Genomic DNA, 20,026 nt, shown 5'->3' on the forward strand with positions numbered 1-20,026 from the left:
AAAGTTCATGGAAGAATTAAGTTTTCAAGTCATTATTTTATTAATTGCATTCGGTTTTTTAGCAGCTTTCATTGATTCCGTTGTTGGAGGAGGAGGGTTAATTTCGCTTCCTGCGCTTATGTTTGTTGGCTTATCGCCGGCTTCAGCAATTGCAACGAATAAATTAGCGGCAACAATGGGGACGTTTACGAGTGCGATGTATTTCATTCGATCAGGAAAAGTTGATTTTAAAATTGTAGGAAAGTTAATCCCGTTAACTATTGTTGGAGCTGTTGCAGGTGCTTTAGTAGTAAAATTTATTCCATCGGATATTTTACGCCCATTAGTACTTGTAATGTTGGTATTTATTGCTATTTATATTATTGCAAAAAAGAATTGGGGAAGTGTGTCTACCTATAAGAAGATGACGCAAAGAAAAACATTAATATTTTTCTTTGTTATTTTAATGATAGGATTTTATGATGGATTTTTTGGACCAGGGACAGGGTCATTTTTAATTTTTGCATTTTTATTAATTGGTTTGGATTTTATTCAAGCGGCAGCATCTGGAAAACTTTTGAACTTTGTTAGTAATATTGTATCTTTAATTACTTTTTTATTTTTAGACATAATTCATTTTGAATACGGTATTATCATGGGATTATCAATGATCTTAGGTGCTTATTTGGGATCGAAGTTTGCGGTTCAAAAAGGCGTTGGATATGTAAGGACTTTATTTTTATTAGTTACTATATTATTGATCGGGAAAAATGTTTTGGAATATACTCATATTTTGTAGATTCATACGCATGTATGAATCTCTTTTTTTTATTATATTTTAAAAATTTATTAATTTTTAAAATATAAGTCTAGGAATATTTGAATAAATCTAAATTATCGTGTAGAATAATGTTGTAAAATGTAAACGTTTTTCTAAGGGGAGGCTAAAAAAATGGTAGTAGCATACAAACATGAGCCATTTACAGATTTTTCAGTGGAGGCTAACAAATTAGCGTTTGAAGAAGGTTTAAAGAAAGTAGAATCTTATCTTGGACAAGACTATCCATTAATTATTGGGGGAGAAAAAATCACTACAGAAGACAAAATTGTTTCTGTAAACCCTGCAAATAAAGAGGAACTTGTTGGTCGTGTTTCAAAAGCAAGCCGTGAGTTAGCTGAAAAAGCAATGCAAGTAGCGGATGAAACATTCCAAACTTGGAGAAAATCAAAGCCAGAAATGCGTGCAGACATTTTATTCCGTGCTGCAGCAATCGTTCGTCGCAGAAAACATGAATTCTCTGCTATTCTTGTAAAAGAAGCAGGTAAGCCATGGAATGAGGCAGATGCTGATACAGCAGAAGCAATCGACTTTATGGAATATTATGGTCGTCAAATGTTAAAATTAAAAGACGGTATTCCAGTAGAAAGCCGTCCAATTGAATATAATCGTTTCTCTTACATTCCATTAGGAGTAGGTGTTATCATTTCTCCTTGGAACTTCCCATTCGCAATTATGGCAGGTATGACAACAGCTGCTTTAGTTTCTGGTAACACAGTATTACTAAAACCAGCTAGTACAACTCCTGTAGTAGCAGCGAAATTTATGGAAGTATTAGAAGAAGCTGGCTTACCAGCTGGCGTAGTAAACTTCGTTCCAGGTAATGGTTCTGAAGTTGGTGACTACTTAGTAGATCATCCTCGTACACGTTTCGTAAGCTTCACGGGATCTCGTGATGTAGGTATCCGTATCTATGAGCGTGCAGCGAAAGTAAACCCAGGCCAAATTTGGTTAAAACGCGTTATCGCTGAAATGGGCGGTAAAGATACAATCGTTGTTGATAAAGAAGCAGATCTTGAATTAGCAGCTAAGTCTATCGTTGCATCAGCATTCGGATTCTCAGGACAAAAATGTTCTGCATGTTCTCGTGCAGTAATCCACGAAGATGTATACGATTACGTATTAAATCGTGCTGTTGAATTAACAAAAGAATTAACAGTTGCTAACCCAGCAGTATTAGGTACAAACATGGGTCCTGTTAATGACCAAGCTGCATTCGATAAAGTAATGAGCTATGTTGCAATTGGTAAAGAAGAAGGTAGAATCTTAGCAGGTGGCGAAGGAGACGATTCTAAAGGCTGGTTCATCCAACCAACAATCGTTGCTGATGTTGCAGAAGATGCTCGCTTAATGAAAGAAGAAATCTTCGGACCAGTAGTAGCATTCTGTAAAGCAAAAGACTTCGATCATGCACTTGCAATTGCAAACAATACGGAATACGGTTTAACAGGTGCTGTTATTACTAACAACCGTGACCATATTGAAAAAGCACGTGAAGACTTCCACGTTGGTAACTTATACTTCAACCGTGGATGTACTGGTGCAATCGTAGGTTACCAACCATTCGGTGGCTTTAACATGTCTGGTACAGACTCTAAAGCTGGTGGACCTGATTACTTAGCACTTCACATGCAAGCAAAAACTACTTCTGAAACTTTATAAGAAATAGTAGAGGAGCTCTTCACAAAATGTGAAGAGCTCCTTTTAAAATTGAACCCCCATATATTACCGTCGTTCGAAGAGAATGAGCTAAAACCTATTAATAGCGGGATAAACATGTAAACAGAAATAAAATAATGAGAAAAGTTGACGTATTAGTCATATTTTTTAGTATTCATTTTGAGAATTTCCTGTATAATACAATTTGAAAGAAAATCTATGGTTCGACAAGGAACACTCCTTTCGGTTTTGCTCACTGAAAGGAGTGTTTTTTTATGTAGCTAAAAATTCTTTCGTGCTTATTACATTTGCATATACGCCATTTAAACTAGCTAAAATTGTATTGTGAATATAAACAGCTGGTATAGTAGCGTTCTTAAAAGAAAGGTCTTTTGTAGCACAAGCATCGTGTATAACGGTACATTGAAAACCAAAATCAAATGCAGCCCTTACTGTAGCATCAATACACATATGAGTCATCATCCCGCATACGACGACATGTTCAATGTCTAAACGCTGTAATTGCTCTAGAAGATTAGTTTCTCGGAAGCTATTTGGATAATGTTTGACTATAACTGTTTCTTCTCTAAGTGGACGTACGCTTTCGTGAATATGTACACCTTCTGTATTAGGTAGGAAAAAAGTAGCGTCATCTTTTATAGCTACGTGTTGGATATGAAAAATAGGTTCGCTGTTTGTTCTAAAGTGTTGTAATAACTGATTAGCATATTCGCTTGCTTCTACTGGATTACGCAATTCCATCTTTCCATTTGGAAAATAATCGTTTTGAATATCGACGAGTAAAAGAGCTGTTTTCATATATTTATCTGCCTCCGAGTTTCATATTCAAATAAATTTATTCAATTCGTAGAGAGGATTCTCCTGTTTAAAAATATGAGGAAGAAGAATTTTAAAGAACCTTGAAAGTTACTATTTTCTCATGAATTTTCATCTTAAAATTTTAATAAAGGAATAATTAATATTTTTCTAAAAAATGTATTGACTCTTATTATTCTGAGTTCTATAATGAGAATTAATTAAATGACAATTAAATCGATACATTCTTATCCAGAGAGGTGGAGGGACTGGCCCTACGATACCTCAGCAACGGGTTTTTTAATACCGTGCTAACTCCAGCAAGCCATATAAAGGCTTGGAAGATGAGAAGTTGTGAACGAGTACATATAAGTGCTCTCCTTCTTATCTTTATGGTTGATAAGAAGGAGAGCACTTTTTATTTTACCTCGAAAGCTCTACTTCAAGTTTTTACAGCATATAGGAGGGGAAAAAATGATTTCTTTTAACAATGTAAGTAAAGTGTATGAATCAGCTGGGCAATCTGTTCATGCGGTGGAGGATGTAACATTATCAGTTGAGAAAGGCGAAATTTTTGGCATTATCGGTTTTAGTGGCGCTGGAAAGAGTACATTATTACGCTTAGTAAATATGTTAGAGAGACCAACGTCAGGAACGATTGCAATAGATGATAAAGATATTACATCATTATCGATGAAAGAATTACGCAAACTAAGACAAAGAATCGGAATGATTTTTCAAAGCTTTAATTTATTTAATTCAAGAACAGTGTTTGGGAATATTGCTTATCCATTAAAGTTAGCGAAATTGCCAAAGAACGAGATAAAGGAACGAGTGAATGAACTGCTGAAGTTTGTAGGGTTAGAAGATAAAGCAAACTATTATCCAGAACAGCTATCAGGGGGACAAAAGCAACGTGTTGGTATTGCTAGAGCACTTGCGACATCGCCAGATATTCTTATATGTGATGAGGCAACATCAGCCTTAGATCCAGAAACGACGACAGAAATTCTAAACTTATTAAAGAAAGTAAATCGAGAATACAATTTAACAATCCTTCTTATTACACATGAAATGCATGTTGTGAAAGAAATTTGTCACCGTGTAGCTGTAATGGAGAAGGGAAAAGTTATTGAAGAAGGAAAACTGTTCGATGTTTTCACGCAACCAAAAACAAAGACGACTCAAAACTTTGTACGTTCTGTTATTAATGATCATTTACCAGAAAGTGTTCTAGCGAAAATTCAAAATGGTGGTCAAATTTATCGTCTAACATTTACTGGTGAGGAGACAGGACAGCCGGTACTATCATATATCGCAAAAAACTATAACGTCGATGTAAATGTACTGTACGGAAATATTATTGAACTTCAAAATGTGCTATTTGGAAATCTGCTTGTAGAATTGCAAGGTGAGCAGAGGGAAATTCAAAAAGCATTACAACATCTAAGACTGCAAGTGCAGCTGAAGGAGGTAGAAGCTCATGCGAGTTGATTGGAGTATATTTTGGCCGCGCATACTAGATGCGACGGGGGATACCCTCTTAATGGTAATTGTAACCCTTATATTCGCTACAATTCTGGGTATACCTCTAGGTTTACTTTTATATGTAACGAGAAAAGGAAACTTTTTAGAAAATAAATGGGTCTTTTCTATTCTTAACATCATAATTAATACAATTCGTCCAGTACCATTCATTATCTTTTTAGTAGCTTTAAGTCCACTAACGAGAAGCGTTATCGGAACGACGATTGGAACAGCAGCAGCAATTTTCCCGATGACGTTAGTCGCATCAATTGGTATTGCTAGAATGGTTGAAACAAACCTTGTTTCAGTTCCGAAAGGAGTAATTGAAGCAGCGCAAGCAATGGGCGCCTCGCCAATTAGAATCGTTTTTGAAATCCTTGTACCAGAAGCGTTAGCACCATTAATCTTAGGTGTCACATTTATGACAGTTGGTTTAATTGAATTTTCTGCAGTTGCTGGGCTTGTCGGTGGTGGCGGTCTTGGTGACTTGGCAATGACATATGGTTATCAACGTTTTGATACATCAGTTATGTTTGTAACGGTTGTTTTACTTATTATTCTCGTACAGATAGCTCAAAATTTAGGAAACTACTTTGCGAAAGTCTTGTTACGTAGATCATAAAAAGGAAGAGAGGAAAAGAAAATGAAGAAAATTTTAGCATTTGCATTATCAGCGATTGTAGGAGTCTCAGCATTAAGTGGCTGCTCAAGTGGAGACACGGGTGCAGGAGCGAAAGAAAAAGTAGTTCGCGTCGGTGTAACTGGAACGGATGGAGACGCTTGGGAAATTTTGAAGAAAAAAGCTGAAAAAGAAGGGATTAAGATTAAACTGGTGGAGTTCTCTGATTATACAACTCCAAATAAAGCTTTAGCTGATGGAGATATTGAATTAAACTCATTTCAGCATATTGCTTTCTTAGAGCAATTTAAAAAAGAGCATAAGTTAGATATTACAGCTGTTGGTACAACACAAATTGCGCCAATGGGTTTATACTCTGAAAAATATAAGAAGGCAAATGAAATTCCAGATGGTTCAGAAATTGCAATTCCAAACGATCCAACGAACCAAGCACGTGCATTAAAACTTCTTGATGCAGCTGGAGTATTAAAGCTTAAAAAAGATTTTGGCTTATTTGGAGATCCAAGCGGCATTGCTGAAAATCCGAAGAAGTTAAAAATCACGCCGGTTATCGCACAGCAAACACCTCGTGTGTTAAAAGATGTAGCGGCATCAGTTATTAATAACGGTGTTGCTGGTCAAGCTGGATTAGATCCAGCGAAGGATCCTATTTTCTTAGAAGATCCAAAGAATGAAAATGCGAAGCCATATATTAATATTTTTGCAGCTCGTACGAAAGATAAAGATGATCCAACACTGAAAAAAGTAATTGAATTATACCATTCAAAAGAAGTAACAGATGCAATTAAGAAAGAAACAAATGATGGTTCAATTTCAGTAGATCTTTCACTTGAGGAGCTTGAAAAAATCGTAAAATAATCATTGGGTTTAATGGACTAACAGAAGGAACCCCTCCGCTGTTAGTTCGTTCAACATATAAACTTAACAAACAAACCCTAATTCTGTACCTTCCAATTTTGTATAACATAGAATCCAATGTTTGTTAAGTAGAGTGATAGACCAGGAACTTTCCTGGTCTTTTTTTATGAATGAAAGTAGCTAGCGAACAGTAAGTTAATCCAAATTATAATGGGATAAGAAAATAAGCTGAAAAGGATTGTAATTACGAATTGCTTTTGATGAATTAAGTGTTTTTTTGATAAAAAAAGAAAATAGAAAAGAGAGTAATGAAAAATGCTGATATTACGCCGGGGTTATAGGAGCGATAAATGAAAAACAAAATAATATGTTGAACAGAGTTGAAGAAGATGGCCCCTTGTATAAAAATAATCCAGCATATAGAAGACAAGAAGTTAAGTTGATATAGAAAGACGATAAGTAATACAAAGATTGTTAATACGGAAATGGCAATGAAAAATTGTTGGCTAGTTATAAGATGAATTGAAAATTGATTAGCAATATATTGTGGCATTTGGAAAGCTTCTTCAAGGTTATGAATGAAAAATAATAAAGGAATGATCCAGAGTATAGTAGTGGAATGTTTTTTCATCAACTTACATCACCCCAATAAAGTATAGAAAGCCTAAAAAAGGCCCTCTATACAGAGATAGTTATTCAATAATGATATTTTTTAAATTATTTTCATAATGCTCTCGTTCTTTCGGATAAGCAGCTAGCTCCTCTTGCAAAATATTTAATATTTGCTTAGCTGATTGCTGGATTGGATTAGGTAGTTCTTCTAATATATGCATCCCGACTTTTACTTTTGTACGAATTACCCTTCGTAGTAGTTCCTCATGCATGCACTACACCTCCAAACCGAATGTTTAGTATATCTTCTTCAAATTTTGCTCCTTGAATAGAAAGGTGTGTTAACGTTTTTGGCAATGTAATATTTCGTTTCACAGAGCCAGCTCGAATAATTAGCTCATCACCTTTTTGATTTAAGGAAAGTTCACTTTTGTTTGAGAAGGGAATAGAAAGAATGAAAATATAATCATCGCCATCTTTTCTTACATATTGTGTGCGGCCGTTAAATTTAACTTCAGTAGGACAATGATCAGTTTTAAATAAAGCATCTCCTACACGCTCTAACATAGGTAAACCAACAACTTCTTGTTCAAACATTGGAGCTTCGTAAATAGGAAGTGGATCAAAACTATTTTGAATTAATGTTTTATATTTCTTTTGCGTATCTTTCCATGCTTGAAAATAAGGATCGGTGACGGTGTTAGGGATGACGCGATTAATCATAATGGCATCTACGTTATAATCGTATAAATTTAAATAAGTAAAGCTACGCTGAGCTTCTTTAATGACCATTTTTTCAGGATTTACAACGATGCGGATACTTGTTACTTCTCGGTTTGATAAAATATCTCTCATTTCTCCGAGCTGTTCAAGTGTATTTGTTAATTCGTCCATAATATCGTCGGTTGGAAGAGGGACACCAAGGAGTGGTTGAGCTACAGGACGAACGACTTTTAAAACTTTTCTTTTAATAGGAAACAATTTTTCCATCCACCAGCCGAGCATGTCTGGAAAGCTTAGCATTGCTAATGTTTCTCCTGTTGGAGCACAATCAATAATGATAACATCATATGTGTTTTGTTTATAATAATCGAGTACGCGAAGTAAGCTAATTAAATCTTCCATACCAGGAAACATCGTTAATTCTTCTGTTGTAATATCATCGGCTGCTTTGGAAGTGAAGAGTAGTGTAATATATTTCTGTAATTTTCCCCATCCTTTTTCCATCTCATAAATCGTATTAATTTCTTGTGCCCACAAATTTTCACGAATTTCTAATGGCTCAGAAGATAGCTTTATACCAAATGAATCTCCTAAACTATGAGCAGGATCTGTACTCATGACTAAAGTTTTTAATCCTTGTTTTGCGCTTTGAATTGCTGTTGCTGCTGAAATGCTAGTTTTTCCTACGCCGCCTTTACCTGTATACAAGATAATTCTCATCATTCATATCCCCTTTGTTTCGAATGTCGAATATTACGAGTGTCGAAGTAAATGATTGAATAAAAACCCAGATAGGGTTTTATTCAATCGGAATGTTTTTCATTTTAGGTGTAGAAACCTTTTCTTCTGTTTTTTGCTGTGAGGTAGCAATGTGATTCATAATCTTTTGGAAGATTTGTAGTAAGAATGCTTTTTCTTCTTCTGACAATGCTTCTGTCACTAAGCTAAAGTAATGGGCTGCATTTTGTTTTACTTCTTGAACGAGCATTACGCCGGTTTCTGTTAACCGAATTAATACAATACGTCGGTCGTTTTCATCACGGTAGCGTTCAATATATCCCTTTTTTACAAGACGATTTACAACGCCCGTCGTTGTACTCATCGGTATATCAAGAAGGTCAGCAATTTTCGTCATTGTAATATCTGTATTTCGTTCCATCCAAAGTAAACAAAATACTTCTGTTTTGGAAAGTGTTAAATCAAGGCTTACCCATTCTTCAGGATAGAAAAGTTTCTTGGCGTTATCTAGCAGTAAGTCTAAAAAATGTTCATATTGCAACAATTAATTCCACTCCCGTATATTTCGAGGTTCGTAATATTTATTTTTATTTTATGCAGAATAGAAATAAATGTCAATCGTTTTGATTGTTTTTTTCAGATTAGGCAGAAAACTTTCTTTAAAATAGTATTCTTTTATGATAGATTTATAAATATAAAACTAGAATTTACATAAAAATCCATCATGGTAAATATACTTATCTATAATGGGTATACAGCTAACGAGGGGGAGAACGATGAGAAGACGTAATACGCAAGCGTTCACGTTTTTAGCATGGACTTCATTTGTTTGTGCGCTTTCAGGTATGCTAATTGGGATTTATACGTTAGATGAAACGCTTAGTGTAAAAGGATACTATTTAATTGGAACATTATTTTTAACGATGTCTTGTTTTGTATTACAAAAAACAATTCGTGATAATGAAGAAGATAACGAGAGATTTCCGAAAAATAAACCGTTAGATAAAGAGTAAATTGTAAAGAAAGGCATTTGCCTTTCTTTTTTTATGTAAAAATGGCGTAAGTACTCTGTGTTGACTTGCTTGAAGTACTGAAAATTTGGTATCATCAATAGTATTGTAGATTGAACGATATATTATGGAGGTGGCCTAGCCGTGTCAAGAATTTCCGTTGAGAATGTAAAGCACGTAGCACATTTAGCACGTCTTGCAATTACTGATCAAGAAGCAGAAAAATTTCAAAAACAACTAGATGCAATTGTTACATTTGCAGAACAGTTAAATGAATTAGATACAACAGATGTAAAACCAACAACTCATGTATTAACTATGAAAAATGTTATGCGTGAAGATGTACCAGAAAAAGGTTTACCAGTCGAAGAAGTATTAAAAAATGCACCGGATCACAAAGATAATCAAATCCGTGTTCCAGCAGTATTAGAATAGAGGAGGGGAATTTCGATGTCATTATTTGATCATTCAGTATCAGAGTTACATAAGAAGTTAAACAACAAAGAAATTTCCGTTACGGATTTAGTAGAAGAATCTTACAAACGTATTGCGGATGTTGAAGATAACGTAAAAGCTTTTCTTACATTAGATGAAGAAAATGCACGCGCAAAAGCGAAAGAATTAGATGCAAAAATCGGCGCTGAAGATAATGGTTTATTATTCGGTATGCCAATTGGTGTAAAAGATAACATTGTAACTAACGGTCTTCGTACAACTTGTGCGAGCAAAATGTTAGCAAACTTCGATCCAATTTATGATGCGACAGTTGTGCAAAAGCTAAAAGCTGCTGACACAATTACAATCGGTAAATTAAACATGGACGAGTTCGCAATGGGTTCTTCAAATGAAAACTCAGGATTCTACGCTACGAAAAACCCATGGAACTTAGATTACGTTCCAGGCGGATCTAGTGGTGGTTCTGCAGCAGCTGTAGCAGCAGGAGAAGTACTATTCTCTCTAGGTTCTGATACGGGTGGTTCTATCCGTCAGCCAGCTGCATATTGCGGTGTTGTAGGTTTAAAACCAACTTACGGACGCGTATCTCGTTACGGATTAGTAGCATTCGCATCTTCACTAGACCAAATCGGACCGATTACACGTACAGTAGAAGACAATGCATACTTATTACAAGCTATTTCAGGTATTGACCGCATGGATGCAACTTCTGCAAACGTTGAAGTTGGAAACTATTTAGCTGGTTTAACAGGCGATGTTAAAGGTTTACGCATTGCTGTACCGAAAGAATACTTAGGCGAAGGTGTTGGCGAAGAAGCTCGTGAGTCAGTACTAGCTGCTTTAAAAGTATTAGAAGGTATGGGCGCAACTTGGGAGGAAGTATCTCTTCCACACTCTAAATACGCTCTAGCAACGTATTACTTACTATCTTCTTCTGAAGCATCTGCTAACCTTTCACGCTTTGATGGCGTGCGTTACGGTGTTCGTTCTGATAATGTAAATAACTTATTAGACCTTTACAAAAACACACGTAGTGAAGGTTTCGGTGATGAAGTTAAACGTCGTATTATGCTTGGTACATTTGCTCTTAGCTCTGGTTACTATGATGCATATTACAAAAAAGCACAACAAGTACGTACATTAATTAAGAACGACTTTGAAAATGTATTTGCTAACTATGATGTTATTATTGGACCAACAACACCAACTCCGGCATTTAAAGTGGGAGAAAAAGTTGACGATCCAATGACAATGTATGCAAATGACATTTTAACAATCCCAGTAAACTTAGCGGGTGTTCCAGCGATTTCAGTTCCATGTGGATTCGGTGCTAACAACATGCCACTTGGTCTACAAATCATTGGTAAACACTTCGATGAAGCGACAATTTACCGCGTTGCACATGCATTTGAGCAAGCAACAGACTATCATACAAAAAAAGCAAGTCTGTAAGGAGGCGAGCATAGATGAATTTAGAAACAATTATTGGTTTAGAGGTTCACGTTGAGTTAAAAACAAATTCGAAAATTTTCTCTGCGAGTCCAACAGAATTCGGAGCGGAGCCAAATACACAAACAAGTGTAATTGACTTAGGATACCCAGGGGTACTTCCTACTTTAAATAAAGAAGCAGTTAACTTTGCAATGAAAGCTGCAATGGCATTAAACTGTGAAATCGCAACGGAAACGAAGTTTGACCGTAAAAACTATTTCTATCCAGATAACCCGAAAGCTTACCAAATCTCTCAATTTGATAAGCCAATTGGTGAAAATGGTTGGATTGAAATCGAAGTAGACGGTAAAAAGAAACGTATCGGTATTACACGTCTTCATTTAGAAGAAGATGCTGGTAAATCAACGCATACAGCTGATGGTTCATTAGTAGACTACAACCGTCAAGGTATGCCTTTAATCGAGATCGTATCTGAGCCAGATATGCGTACGCCAGAAGAAGCATATGCATACTTAGAGAAGTTAAAATCAATTATTCAATACACTGGTGTATCTGATTGTAAGATGGAAGAAGGTTCCTTGCGTTGTGATGCGAACATTTCTCTTCGTCCAGTTGGACAAGAAAAGTTCGGTACAAAAGCGGAACTGAAAAACTTAAACTCATTCACTTACGTACAAAAAGGTCTTGAGCATGAGCAAGTGCGCCAAGAAAAAGAATTGTTATCTGGTGGCATCATCCAACAAGAAACACGTCGTTATGATGAAGCAACGAAGAAAACAATCTTAATGCGTGTGAAAGAAGGATCTGACGATTACCGTTACTTCCCAGAGCCAGACTTAGTTGAACTTTACATCGATGATGAGTGGAAAGAAGCAGTTCGAGCTTCTATTCCAGAACTTCCAGATGCACGTAAAGCTCGCTACGTTGCAGAACTAGGCTTACCAGCTTATGATGCACACGTGTTAACATTAACGAAAGAGATGTCTGATTTCTTTGAAGCAACTGTTGCAGACGGTGCTGATGCGAAATTAACATCGAACTGGTTAATGGGTGAAGTACTTGCATACTTAAACAAACAACAAAAAGAATTAAAAGACGTTGCATTAACGCCTGCTGGTTTATCTAAAATGGTTCAATTAATTGAAAAAGGTACAATTTCTTCTAAAATCGCGAAGAAAGTATTTAATGAATTAATTGAAAAAGGTGGAGACCCAGAAGAAATCGTAAAAGCGAAAGGTCTTGTTCAAATTTCTGACGAGGGTACACTTCGTAAAGTTGTAACAGAAATTCTTGATAATAATGAGCAATCTATCGAAGACTTTAAAAACGGTAAAGACCGTGCAATTGGCTTCTTAGTTGGTCAAATTATGAAAGCTACAAAAGGACAAGCAAATCCACCGCTTGTTAACAAAATCTTACTTGAAGAGATTAATAAGCGATAATAGTAGTGACTTTTAAAGATTAAGCAGAAAAACACCCGTACATGGGTGTTTTTCTAGGTTAATCAAACGTTTGTTTAAATGAGACAAAATCGTTTAAACAAACGTTTGATTAACTGTCAAAAGTGGAAAAATGTTTGTATAGCAACTATGGTATGATAGTTGCAAAAAGGTGGGAATAATGATAAATCTAAACATAGAGGTTTTTTTCATCTCATGAAATAATAGATAGTTATTATTCGTTATATGTAAATTTTTATGGAAGAATGGATAGAAATAAAGTGAAACTTTAATCAGTAGGAGGTTCATCCAACACTGATTATTAGCCCTCACCAATCGGGCATTTACTGCCTGCAAATAGCGGGATAAATTTTTGGGTCAAATAAAAAAACCATTGAAATGAATATTTACTTTTGATGGACTACACGAATCGGGTTCTTACTGCCTGTTTGAGCGGGATAAAAGAAGGATAGCAAGATGAGAGGAGGTAGGCATGGGAATACTGAATAGAAGTTCAGTATGTTCTTTTTCGATACATAAAGAAATTTCCTGTGCTAATAAATGATGAAGCGAGCAAGAATTATTTATAATCCTACTTCTGGGCGTGAGCTATTTAAGAAGAGCTTACCAGAAGTATTACAAAAATTAGAACAAGCTGGCTATGAGACATCTTGTCATGCGACAACGGGTCCTGGAGACGCTACTGTGGCGGCGAGGCAAGCTGCGGATCGTAAGTTTGATGTTGTTATTGCGGCTGGTGGCGACGGTACGTTAAATGAAGTAGTAAACGGTTTAGTTGGGCATGAATTCCGTCCGAAATTTGGAATTATTCCAGTTGGAACGACAAATGACTTTGCACGTGCGATTGGTGTACCTCGTTCTATTGAAGAGGCAGCAGATATTATTTGCGAAGGAAAAACAGTGCCATTAGACCTTGGTAGAGCGAACGATACATATTTTATTAACATCGCTGGTGGCGGTCGTATTACAGAATTAACATACGAGGTACCGAGTAAGTTAAAGACAGTATTAGGACAACTTGCTTATTACCTAAAAGGTATCGAGATGTTACCATCATTACATCCAACATATGTTGAAATTGAGTATGATGGAAAATTACTACAAGAAGAAATTACAATGTTTTTAATTACGAATACTCGTTCAGTAGGTGGATTTGAAAAGGTAGCACCGTATGCATCTATTAACGATGGGTTATTTGATCTATTAGTACTGAAAAAAGGTTCTATCGCTGATTTGATTAAAGCAGCAACACAAGCACAACGTGGTGAACATATTAACAATCCAAAAGTGTTATATACACAAGCGAACCGAATTAAAGTACATTCACCAGATAAACTAATGATTAATTTAGATGGTGAGTATGGTGGAGATGCACCGATGGAATTCGAAAATATATATCATTGTTTAGAACTATTTGTTCCTGAACATCAAGAGGATGCCCTGTGAAGGCATCCTTTTTTACTTTGTTAAAATGAATTGTAAATTGGGAGTTAGTTTGATTTTTATGGTATTTTTACAATTCTTTTATTTTACATCCATATTTTATTGATACACTGGAGGAGATAAGAAACGAGAGGTAGGATGCTATGGAGAAGGTAAAAGCAATACTATTTGATAAAGATGGGACATTAATGGATTTTCATTCAATATGGATAAAAGTAGCTGAAGAACTTGTAGCTGAATGTATAAGTTTATATCATTTACCAAGTACAATAGGGCAGACCTTATTAGAAGAGATTGGTGTAGAGGGAGCATTTGTTAATCCGAGGAGTGCAATAGCTGCTGGAACAAGCCTTGATGTAGCGAAGGGGCTTTGTAATTATATTGAGTCTGCTAGAGAAGAAGAGATGCATCATTGGGTAAGTGAGAAGTTATTTTCCCTTATGTATGAGTATCGTTCGCATATGAAAATGACAGCGGATTTACCGAAAGTGTTACAGGCATTAAAAGATAAAGGATTTATATTAGGGGTTGTCACGGCGGATGATTTTGCACCAACAGAATTATTTTTAAAACAATATAAGTTGGAGAACTTTTTTGATTATATTATAGCCTCGGATACATTCCCTGCGCAAAAACCAGATAAAAAGATTATAGAAGTGTTTTGTGAGAAATTTAATTTAGAATCATGTCAGGTTGCGGTTGTTGGAGATACGCCAACGGATTTACATTTAGCTAAAAATGGCGGTGATTGCTATGCAATTGGAGTCCTTTCTGGTACGGGGGATCGTCCAACATTAGAACCACTTGCTGATTTAGTGTTAGATTCTGTTGGGGAGTTTATTTCTCAATCGGGTGAGTTTTTCTGGGAGAAAGAAAAGTCTAATGTGTAAGGAAAATAAGTCTATAAAGACTCTTAATGAGTCTTTATAGACTTATTTTTTATGCCTGGATACAAAGAATATAGGATAAATGCTAGAAAAGAAAGTTGGCATATATTTTGCAATAAGAAGAGAAAACAATGTAAAGAAAAGGATGGGGTACGCAATGAATACAAAAAAATTTGCTAAAGTAAATGAACAAATTCCAGGACCGAAAGCGGCATCTTTATTGGAACGCCGTCAAAATATAGTACCAAAAGGAGTAAGTAACGGCATCCCAACGTTTGTACAATCTGCAAATGGTGCTCTTGTAACAGATGTTGATGGCAATCAGTACATTGATTTTGCAGGAGCAATCGGGACAATTAACGTAGGACATTGTCATCCAACGGTTAAAGAGGCGCTCCATAAACAAGTCGATCAATACATTCATACTGGATTTAATGTCATGATGTATGAGCCATATATTGAATTAGCGGAAAAGCTTGCGGCATTGGCACCAGGAAGTTTCGATAAGCAAGTCCTATTTTTAAATAGTGGTGCAGAAGCAGTTGAGAACGCGGTGAAAATCGCTCGTAAATATACGAAGAGACCTGGTATTATCGCATTTTCTAAAGGTTTCCACGGGCGTACATTAATGACAATGACGATGACAAGTAAAGTGAAGCCATATAAATTTGGGTTTGGTCCCTTTGCTCCAGAAGTATATAAAGCGCCATTTCCATACGAATACCGTCGCCCAGAGGGATTAACGGAAGAGCAGTATGATGATTTTATTATTGAAGAGTTTAAGAACTTCTTCATATCGGAAGTAGCACCAGAAACAATTGCAGCTGTTGTAATGGAACCTGTTCAAGGGGAAGGTGGATTTATCGTCCCAAGTAAGAAATTTGTTCAAGAAGTACGTCGCATTTGTTCAGAGAACGGCATCTTATTTGTAGCGGATGAAATACAAACAGGCTTTAGTCGTACAGGAAAATATTTTGCAATTGATCATTATGATGTCGTTCCAGATTTAATTACAGTGTCTAAATCATTAGGGGCTGGTGTACCGATAAGTGGTGTCATTGGACGTAAAGAAATTATGAATGAATCTGCACCAGGTGAACTCGGTGGAACGTATGCAGGAAGTCCATTAGGATGTGCGGCTGCCTTAGCTGTTCTCGATGTAATAGAAAATGAGAAATTAAATGATAGAGCGATAGAATTAGGAAAAGTCGTAATGAACCGATTCGAAGAGATGAAAAATAAATATCATTGCATTGGTGATGTGCGTGGGTTAGGAGCAATGTGTGCATTTGAGGTCGTTCAAGATCGTAAGACGAAAGCACCTGACAAAACGTTAACGGCTAATCTATGTGCAGAAGCAAATAAGCGCGGGTTACTGTTATTATCAGCAGGAACATATGGAAATGTTATCCGTGTGTTAATGCCTTTAGTTATTACAGATGATCAACTTGAAGAAGGTTTAACAATAATTGAAGAATCATTGCAAGCTTGTTATGAGCAAACGAACATCGCTCGCGTTTAAAAACGGAAGTATAAATAGCAAACATTCTAGCTGACTCTATATTAAATGCAGAAAATTCACTTTATAATAAAGGTAGTGAAGTGGATCGATGTATTTGAAGTTAGGGGTGGCTAGGATGGTTGCAGAAAAGGAACGAGTGTTAATGGATTTAAAAGATGTATTTGAATATGCGTTTGACGAAATTTTTGTTACAGATGAGCAAGGGATCGTTGTGCGTGTAAATAGTACATGTGAAAGGCACTACCAACTAGCTGCAGAAGAGTTAGTTGGTAAGCATGTAAAAGAACTACAAAAGGATGGAATCTTTTATCCATCAGCGACATTAGAAGTGATTGAAAAAAAGAGGCCAATTGAACTCGTTCAAACTACAAAATCAGGAGAGTATTTACACGTTCGTACAAGGCCTGTTTTTGATGATGAGGGAAATTTAAGAAGAGTGATTAGTTATTCTCGCGACCTTACTGAACTCTATCAATTACGTCAAAAGGTAGAGGAAATGGATAATCAGCTAAAAACATATAAAAAAGAATTAAGAGAAACATATGAGCATGAAGGACTTATTTTTAAAAGTCTAGCTATGCAAAAAATAGTCGATACAATCAAAAAAGTATCTGTAGTGGATAGTACTGTTCTCGTTTTAGGCGAGACTGGAGTAGGAAAAAGCCGATTAGTACGCCATTTACATGAAGTGAGTCACCGTAAGAATGAAAGTTTCTATGAAATTAATTGTGCGGCATTGCCAACTAATTTAATTGAATCGGAGCTCTTTGGATATTCAGGTGGATCTTTTACAGGTGCGAATCGTGAAGGGAAAAAGGGACTATTAGAATCCGCGCATAAAGGAACTCTTTTTTTAGATGAAATCGGTGAAATGCCGATTGAAATTCAAGCGAAGCTTTTGCAAGTATTGCAAGAAAAAACATTTCGTCCTATAGGCGGAAGAGAATTAAAAAAAGTAGATGTTCGAATTGTGGCGGCAACAAATAGAGATTTAAGCGAGATGGTGAAACAAGGAACATTTCGGAAAGATTTATACTATCGTTTGAATGTTATTCCAATTGCAATTCCCCCGCTTAGAGAGAGAACAGAAGATATTTTGCCGCTTATTTATCATTACTTGCAGCACTTTAATAAAAAGTACGGACGTGATGTGAAACTAGCGCCGAGTACGTTACAAATGTTTGTCGGATATCCGTGGGAAGGAAACAATAGAGAAATAGAGAATGTAATTGAGAGAATTGTTATTACTGTCGATGATGTTGTAACGGTAGAGGATTTGCCACTCTCTATGCAAGAGGCTGCAGTTGAACAATCAGGGCAAAGTCTTTATAAAATGCTGGAAGAGGTAGAGAGAAATATTATTCTTAAAGCGTATAAAACGTATGGATCAAGTTATAAAGTGGCTGAGTTTTTGCAAATTAGTCAATCTGCTGCTACTAGGAAAATTAAGAAGTTCATAGAGGAGGAAGAAAACATTGGATAAAAAGGCGACTTTCGTGAGTATAGATAAAAAGGCGATGTATATAAATGGTGAGTGGATTACACTACAAGAACAAATTGAAGTAAATAATCCTGCGACGAAGGAAATATTTGCAACTGTACCAAAAGGCGGAGTAACAGAGGCAAAGCAAGCTGTTGATGCTGCGCATGAAGCTTTTAAAACGTGGTCTAAGTTAACGGCAGCAGATCGTGCCACGAAGTTAAAAAAGTGGTTTACGCTTATTGATGAAAATAAAGAAGAGATCGCAGCGATTATGACGAAGGAACAAGGAAAGCCGTTTGCAGAAGCGCTTGGTGAAGTAAATTATGCAAACAGTTTTGTTGAATGGTATGCAGAAGAGGGGAAACGCGTATACGGTGAAATGATTCCTGCTTCTCATCCGAATAAGCGCATTTTAGTTATGAAGCAACCAGTTGGCGTTATGGCAGCTATTACACCTTGGAACTTCCCAGCTGCTATGATTACGAGAAAGGTAGCCCCAGCGCTTGCAGCAGGCTGTACAGCCGTTGTGAAACCGGCAAGTCAAACGCCATTAACTGCATTGAAATTAGCTGAATTAGCCCATGAAGCAGATATTCCAAAGGGCGTAATCAATATCGTAACAGGTAGTGCAAAAGCAATTGCTGATACATGGATGGAAGATGGTCGCGTTCGAAAAGTGTCCTTTACAGGGTCAACGGAAATCGGGAAAGAGTTAATGGCTAGTGCGGCGCAAACGATGAAAAAAGTTTCGCTTGAGTTAGGGGGACACGCTCCGTTTATCGTAATGAATGATGCAGATTTAGATAAAGCAGTAGAAGCGGTGATTGGTTCGAAATTCCGTAATGCAGGACAAACGTGTATATGTACAAACCGAGTATTCGTTCAAGAAGAAGTATACGAAGTATTTGTAGAGAAGTTCCAAAAGGCAGTAGGGCACTTGAAAGTAGGAGACGGTTTCGGTGACGGAACGACTGTCGGGCCACTTATTGATGAGAATGCAGTTTCAAAAGTACAAGAACATATTGAAGATGCTATTCAAAAAGGTGGAACAGTCTTATATGGTGGTCAAAAGGTCGCAGAGTTAGAGGGACATTTCATTCAACCGACTGTAATTGGGTTGGCAAATGATACGATGCTTTGTATGAATGAAGAAACATTTGGGCCAGTGGCACCAGTTGCGAAATTTAAAACAGTTGATGAAGTAATCGAACGTGCAAATAATACACCATACGGTTTAGCTGCGTATATTTTCACGAAAGACATTAGCCAAGCATTCCAAATTAGTGAAGCGTTAGAGTACGGTATTATCGGTCTAAACGATGGTCTTCCATCAGTTGCACAAGCACCATTCGGTGGATTTAAAGAAAGTGGTATCGGCCGTGAAGGAGGCCATTTCGGCATCGAGGAATATTTAGAAATTAAATATATTTCATTAGGACTATAAGTAGTATACTAGAATCTCTATAAGGTAACAGAGAAGGAGATTCTAGTATGGTATATTGGCTATTATTACTTGTTACAATTATTTTTGAAGTAGCTGGAACAATCGCAATGAAACTATCAAATGGTTTAACAAAGCTCGTTCCAAGTGTACTTATTTTCGTATTTTATGGAATTTGTTTCAGCGTATTTGCTATCGTCGTTAAAAAGATTCATTTAAGTATTGCTTATGCCATTTGGTCTGGCGTTGGAACGTTACTTATTACAATCATTAGTGTGTACTTTTTTAAAGAGCATATTAGCTTATTCCAAGCATTTTGTATTCTCTTTATTGTTTTGGGTGTCATTGGTCTTAAGGTTTCATCGGCATCATGAAAGCTATCTTTTGTAGAAGATAGCTTTTTTCTATTTGTGCAGTTAGCAATTAATACGACAAAATATGACAAGAAAGAGTAAAGCGTTTTGTTATGATACATATGAAAT

19 protein-coding genes, 1 pseudogene and 1 riboswitch are annotated in these 20,026 nt (G+C 36.3%); of the genes and pseudogenes, 15 read left to right on the forward strand and 5 right to left on the reverse strand.

The genetic code is table 11. The features are described 5' to 3' along the window. Nucleotides 1-7 precede the first annotated feature (7 nt). Nucleotides 8-778 (forward strand): TSUP family transporter, encoded by a 771-nt coding sequence (locus H6481_RS09680; protein ID WP_000391979.1) that lies wholly within the window; start codon nucleotides 8-10, stop codon nucleotides 776-778. Nucleotides 779-931: 153 nt separating this feature from the next. Continuing rightward, nucleotides 932-2,479 (forward strand): L-glutamate gamma-semialdehyde dehydrogenase, encoded by a 1,548-nt coding sequence (gene pruA, locus H6481_RS09685; RefSeq protein WP_098686118.1) that lies wholly within the window; start codon nucleotides 932-934, stop codon nucleotides 2,477-2,479. Nucleotides 2,480-2,749: 270 nt separating this feature from the next. On the opposite strand, the gene H6481_RS09690 is transcribed toward pruA, so the two are convergent. Continuing rightward, complete coding sequence (locus H6481_RS09690; RefSeq protein WP_065229664.1) at nucleotides 2,750-3,295, reverse strand: cysteine hydrolase family protein; 546 nt, start codon at nucleotides 3,293-3,295, stop codon at nucleotides 2,750-2,752. A gap of 242 nt (nucleotides 3,296-3,537) precedes the next feature. Next, nucleotides 3,538-3,643, forward strand: a riboswitch (SAM riboswitch). 123 nt (nucleotides 3,644-3,766) lie between these two features. Between H6481_RS09690 and H6481_RS09695 the strand changes: the two genes are divergently transcribed. Genes H6481_RS09695 through H6481_RS09705 form a run of 3 tightly spaced genes read left to right on the forward strand, consistent with a single transcriptional unit; the run spans nucleotide 3,767 to nucleotide 6,317 of the window. Then, nucleotides 3,767-4,786 carry a methionine ABC transporter ATP-binding protein gene (locus H6481_RS09695; protein ID WP_098686117.1) on the forward strand — a complete coding sequence of 340 codons (1,020 nt, stop codon included), beginning with the start codon at nucleotides 3,767-3,769 and terminating at the stop codon, nucleotides 4,784-4,786. Beyond that, nucleotides 4,776-5,441 carry a methionine ABC transporter permease gene (locus H6481_RS09700; protein ID WP_001261865.1) on the forward strand — a complete coding sequence of 222 codons (666 nt, stop codon included), beginning with the start codon at nucleotides 4,776-4,778 and terminating at the stop codon, nucleotides 5,439-5,441. Before H6481_RS09695 ends, H6481_RS09700 begins: the two co-directional genes overlap by 11 nt. 21 nt (nucleotides 5,442-5,462) lie before the next feature. Continuing rightward, nucleotides 5,463-6,317, forward strand: coding sequence for a MetQ/NlpA family ABC transporter substrate-binding protein (locus H6481_RS09705; protein WP_016083725.1), 855 nt, complete (start codon nucleotides 5,463-5,465; stop codon nucleotides 6,315-6,317). A gap of 164 nt (nucleotides 6,318-6,481) precedes the next feature. On the opposite strand, the pseudogene H6481_RS09710 reads toward H6481_RS09705, so the two are convergent. The 4 genes and pseudogenes from H6481_RS09710 to H6481_RS09725 form a co-directional block, all read right to left on the reverse strand. Next, nucleotides 6,482-6,948, reverse strand: a pseudogene (locus H6481_RS09710) (HXXEE domain-containing protein). A 61-nt stretch (nucleotides 6,949-7,009) separates the two neighbouring features. After that, nucleotides 7,010-7,201: a DUF3926 domain-containing protein gene (locus tag H6481_RS09715; RefSeq protein ID WP_000544109.1), complete on the reverse strand. Its 192-nt coding sequence runs from the start codon at nucleotides 7,199-7,201 to the stop codon at nucleotides 7,010-7,012. Beyond that, nucleotides 7,194-8,375 carry an ArsA family ATPase gene (locus H6481_RS09720; protein WP_002182396.1) on the reverse strand — a complete coding sequence of 394 codons (1,182 nt, stop codon included), beginning with the start codon at nucleotides 8,373-8,375 and terminating at the stop codon, nucleotides 7,194-7,196. The genes H6481_RS09715 and H6481_RS09720 overlap by 8 nt, the downstream gene beginning before the upstream one ends. A gap of 76 nt (nucleotides 8,376-8,451) precedes the next feature. Further along, complete coding sequence (locus H6481_RS09725; protein WP_000942489.1) at nucleotides 8,452-8,934, reverse strand: MarR family transcriptional regulator; 483 nt, start codon at nucleotides 8,932-8,934, stop codon at nucleotides 8,452-8,454. Nucleotides 8,935-9,166: 232 nt separating this feature from the next. Here H6481_RS09725 and H6481_RS09730 point away from each other — a divergent pair, with 232 nt between their 5' ends. From H6481_RS09730 to H6481_RS09775, 10 genes are all read left to right on the forward strand, one after another. Further along, nucleotides 9,167-9,403, forward strand: a complete 237-nt coding sequence (locus H6481_RS09730; RefSeq protein WP_001254393.1) for a YiaA/YiaB family inner membrane protein — start codon at nucleotides 9,167-9,169, stop codon at nucleotides 9,401-9,403. Nucleotides 9,404-9,544: 141 nt separating this feature from the next. After that, on the forward strand, nucleotides 9,545-9,835 hold the full coding sequence (gene gatC / locus H6481_RS09735; RefSeq protein WP_000086999.1) for an Asp-tRNA(Asn)/Glu-tRNA(Gln) amidotransferase subunit GatC: 291 nt from the start codon (nucleotides 9,545-9,547) through the stop codon (nucleotides 9,833-9,835). A 15-nt stretch (nucleotides 9,836-9,850) separates the two neighbouring features. Then, a complete protein-coding gene (gene gatA, locus H6481_RS09740) occupies nucleotides 9,851-11,308 on the forward strand; it encodes an Asp-tRNA(Asn)/Glu-tRNA(Gln) amidotransferase subunit GatA (protein WP_000051441.1) in 1,458 nt (485 codons plus the stop codon). Between the two features lie 14 nt (nucleotides 11,309-11,322). Then, complete coding sequence (gene gatB / locus H6481_RS09745) at nucleotides 11,323-12,750, forward strand: Asp-tRNA(Asn)/Glu-tRNA(Gln) amidotransferase subunit GatB (RefSeq protein WP_001047685.1); 1,428 nt, start codon at nucleotides 11,323-11,325, stop codon at nucleotides 12,748-12,750. A 558-nt stretch (nucleotides 12,751-13,308) separates the two neighbouring features. After that, the gene (locus tag H6481_RS09750; protein ID WP_000977679.1) at nucleotides 13,309-14,214 is read left to right on the forward strand and encodes a diacylglycerol kinase; all 906 of its coding nucleotides are present in this window, start codon (nucleotides 13,309-13,311) and stop codon (nucleotides 14,212-14,214) included. A 140-nt stretch (nucleotides 14,215-14,354) separates the two neighbouring features. Continuing rightward, on the forward strand, nucleotides 14,355-15,101 hold the full coding sequence (locus tag H6481_RS09755; protein ID WP_182811561.1) for an HAD family hydrolase: 747 nt from the start codon (nucleotides 14,355-14,357) through the stop codon (nucleotides 15,099-15,101). Between the two features lie 154 nt (nucleotides 15,102-15,255). Next, nucleotides 15,256-16,620: a 4-aminobutyrate--2-oxoglutarate transaminase gene (gabT, locus tag H6481_RS09760; protein WP_063546281.1), complete on the forward strand. Its 1,365-nt coding sequence runs from the start codon at nucleotides 15,256-15,258 to the stop codon at nucleotides 16,618-16,620. Nucleotides 16,621-16,735: 115 nt separating this feature from the next. Continuing rightward, a complete protein-coding gene (locus tag H6481_RS09765; protein ID WP_000225140.1) occupies nucleotides 16,736-18,103 on the forward strand; it encodes a sigma 54-interacting transcriptional regulator in 1,368 nt (455 codons plus the stop codon). Further along, nucleotides 18,096-19,547, forward strand: coding sequence for an NADP-dependent succinate-semialdehyde dehydrogenase (gene gabD / locus H6481_RS09770; protein WP_063546285.1), 1,452 nt, complete (start codon nucleotides 18,096-18,098; stop codon nucleotides 19,545-19,547). Before H6481_RS09765 ends, gabD begins: the two co-directional genes overlap by 8 nt. A gap of 47 nt (nucleotides 19,548-19,594) precedes the next feature. After that, entirely contained in the window at nucleotides 19,595-19,918 is a 324-nt protein-coding gene (locus H6481_RS09775) for a multidrug efflux SMR transporter (protein WP_000263262.1), read from the forward strand. Nucleotides 19,919-20,026 lie beyond the last annotated feature (108 nt).

The organism is Bacillus sp. ME78 (genome assembly GCF_903970865.1).
Lineage (GTDB): Bacteria > Bacillota > Bacilli > Bacillales > Bacillaceae_G > Bacillus_A > Bacillus_A cereus.

Bases quoted from the DNA above. Each gene is read 5' to 3' on its own strand.
- H6481_RS09680 (WP_000391979.1), top strand. From the start codon at position 8: ATGGAAGAATTAAGTTTTCAAGTCATTATTTTATTAATTGCATTCGGT.
- pruA (WP_098686118.1), top strand. From the start codon at position 932: ATGGTAGTAGCATACAAACATGAGCCATTTACAGATTTTTCAGTGGAG.
- H6481_RS09690 (WP_065229664.1), bottom strand. From the start codon at position 3,295: ATGAAAACAGCTCTTTTACTCGTCGATATTCAAAACGATTATTTTCCA.
- H6481_RS09695 (WP_098686117.1), top strand. From the start codon at position 3,767: ATGATTTCTTTTAACAATGTAAGTAAAGTGTATGAATCAGCTGGGCAA.
- H6481_RS09700 (WP_001261865.1), top strand. From the start codon at position 4,776: ATGCGAGTTGATTGGAGTATATTTTGGCCGCGCATACTAGATGCGACG.
- H6481_RS09705 (WP_016083725.1), top strand. From the start codon at position 5,463: ATGAAGAAAATTTTAGCATTTGCATTATCAGCGATTGTAGGAGTCTCA.
- H6481_RS09715 (WP_000544109.1), bottom strand. From the start codon at position 7,201: ATGCATGAGGAACTACTACGAAGGGTAATTCGTACAAAAGTAAAAGTC.
- H6481_RS09720 (WP_002182396.1), bottom strand. From the start codon at position 8,375: ATGATGAGAATTATCTTGTATACAGGTAAAGGCGGCGTAGGAAAAACT.
- H6481_RS09730 (WP_001254393.1), top strand. From the start codon at position 9,167: ATGAGAAGACGTAATACGCAAGCGTTCACGTTTTTAGCATGGACTTCA.
- gatA (WP_000051441.1), top strand. From the start codon at position 9,851: ATGTCATTATTTGATCATTCAGTATCAGAGTTACATAAGAAGTTAAAC.
- gatB (WP_001047685.1), top strand. From the start codon at position 11,323: ATGAATTTAGAAACAATTATTGGTTTAGAGGTTCACGTTGAGTTAAAA.
- H6481_RS09750 (WP_000977679.1), top strand. From the start codon at position 13,309: ATGATGAAGCGAGCAAGAATTATTTATAATCCTACTTCTGGGCGTGAG.
- H6481_RS09755 (WP_182811561.1), top strand. From the start codon at position 14,355: ATGGAGAAGGTAAAAGCAATACTATTTGATAAAGATGGGACATTAATG.
- gabT (WP_063546281.1), top strand. From the start codon at position 15,256: ATGAATACAAAAAAATTTGCTAAAGTAAATGAACAAATTCCAGGACCG.
- H6481_RS09765 (WP_000225140.1), top strand. From the start codon at position 16,736: ATGGTTGCAGAAAAGGAACGAGTGTTAATGGATTTAAAAGATGTATTT.
- H6481_RS09775 (WP_000263262.1), top strand. From the start codon at position 19,595: ATGGTATATTGGCTATTATTACTTGTTACAATTATTTTTGAAGTAGCT.